Origin of the sequence: Francisella sp. SYW-2 (genome assembly GCF_008711475.1) — a bacterium.
Classification (GTDB): domain Bacteria; phylum Pseudomonadota; class Gammaproteobacteria; order Francisellales; family Francisellaceae; genus Francisella; species Francisella salimarina.
On sequence record NZ_VXKO01000058.1, the window covers coordinates 1 to 2,079 of the forward strand.

Consider the following 2,079-nt stretch of genomic DNA (forward strand, 5'->3'; position numbering starts at 1 on the left):
GGATTGGCAAAAGATAGAAGTCAAACAAGGTAAAACTGAAACTATCAATGATATTGAGACTACTGTTAATCATCTTGTTATCAATGTCTTTGAACCTCCAATGATGATTAATCTTAGAGAGGATTATTATTTTGCATATTATAAGGCTAATCAAAACTTTGGTGAGTATAACAATCTAATACAAAGATATGCTCCTCTAGCTCATTACTATGAACCTGTTGGATATAAAATTGCTTATTATGACCATATCGTTGATGATAGTGATGACTTCTGGCAAGAATATATCCTCAAATTAGCAAAAAGCCAAAATAAACTACTTAAAAGACAAAAACCTGGTAGTACTATCGATCCTAATATTACTTTTGCTATTCATGGATATAATGTAGCTGTAGAAGATAAAATAAATAATAAAATGCGTGGCTATCCTCAAGCTCTAGAATATATGGATAGTCAGTATGATATTACTGAAAATAAATTAATGAATGATACCCCTTGGTATGATGTAACTGGTTACTTCAAGGGTAATATACATAAACTATCTGACCAGAAAGCTAGTATCCTACCTTTTGATAGTGATAAAGAGTCGCTTGAATATAACACTGATAATGAAAATACTGCTGAAGGTGCTTGTAAATGGAATCTACAGTTGGAGTATTCTTTAAACAAAGCTGCTGGTTGGGATGAAAAATCTCTTGATGATTATAACCGTATTGTTCAAATAGCTTGGCAAGGTAATCCTAAAGCTCCGTATGACTATAGTGCTGCTATTGCGATGAGTGAGTTTGCTGGGCAGAAACTAGCTATTGTAATTGACTATCTTAAACAAAATGGTATCAAGGTTAATATTATGGCTCACTCTTTGGGTAATGCTGTAATTATGAATACTTTGAAGAATGTAAGTACTCCTGTAGATCAAGCTCTATGTTGGGAACCTGCTATTGCTAATGATAGCTTGAGTAATTCTAATAGAAATGAAGCTGTACAGACTATCTCTAATACTTACGAAAGGTATGAAAATGGTAAGCTAGAACTTACACCAACTACTCAAGATTACAATGTCAGCTATAACTATGCAGCTGCTGCTAGTAAGGCTGATAAATTCACAATTGCTTATAGTAACCTCGATGAGATGCTGGGACCTATTCCTAATATTCCTAGCTTGTTCAAAAAAGGTGAAATTCAGTCTATGACTATGAATGAAGCTGTCAATAGAATGATTACCCATGTCTTAGTAAGTGTATCTAGCTACTACTTCTCTACTGCTAAGATTGGTACTAGCTTTGCTGATACTACTTATAAGCTAATTCCTAATATCTTAGCTGGGAATATTGATTATAATAAATATCCTGAGGCTCAAGCTATTCATGAAAAAATAAGTGATAAAGGCGCTGGATTATTATTCGCTATAATTGGAGTGGCTTCTTATGCTCTTGATAGTTTCGTAGCTCAAAGTACTAGTACAGATACTAATGGTGGCTTTGAATCAATTTATCAAATTGCTAATAAGTTTATCTACCCTGCTAGTTTCTTTGTCGAGGGTAATATTGGGCAAAAGTGCCAAGCTTTCTATAGAAAATGGTTACAAGTCTACCCTAACCCTAATGATAATAAGCCTTTCTTAGCTACTAATGATACAGATATGCTAACTGGTGAAAGCTTATATCAAAATCTAAATTTAAGAGAGAAGTTAAGACATAACTTTATACCTATATATGCTTATCATGAGAAAGATACTCTGTATGATATTGCTAGTGAAGTTATCGATAAGTTATACAAACTAACTAATACTGGGGTTGCTGATATTCCTCAACAAGTTTGGGATAATTTGGAGGATTCAATATCTAACATATTCAACCAAAATCCAATATCGACTGTTTGGGATACTTCGATGAGTTTCGTGGGGCCTGCTGTTAATGGCGCTGGTAGTTTGACTACTACTGTTATTGATTTCTTAAAAGGGTCTGATATACAAGCTGCTATTAAAAATATCAAAGATAATAAAGAAGAGCTATTAGCTGTAGTATTCACAGTACTTATGCAACCTAACTCTAAAGTAGCTCCAGCTATGGGGTATAGTGG

The 2,079-nt window shown here is 33.8% G+C and carries 1 protein-coding gene; it reads left to right on the forward strand.

Annotated features, from left to right (window positions below; genetic code table 11):
- Positions 1-2,079 (forward strand): alpha/beta hydrolase (locus tag F3D57_RS10115; RefSeq protein ID WP_150466163.1); only part of this gene is annotated, 2,079 nt, incomplete at both ends.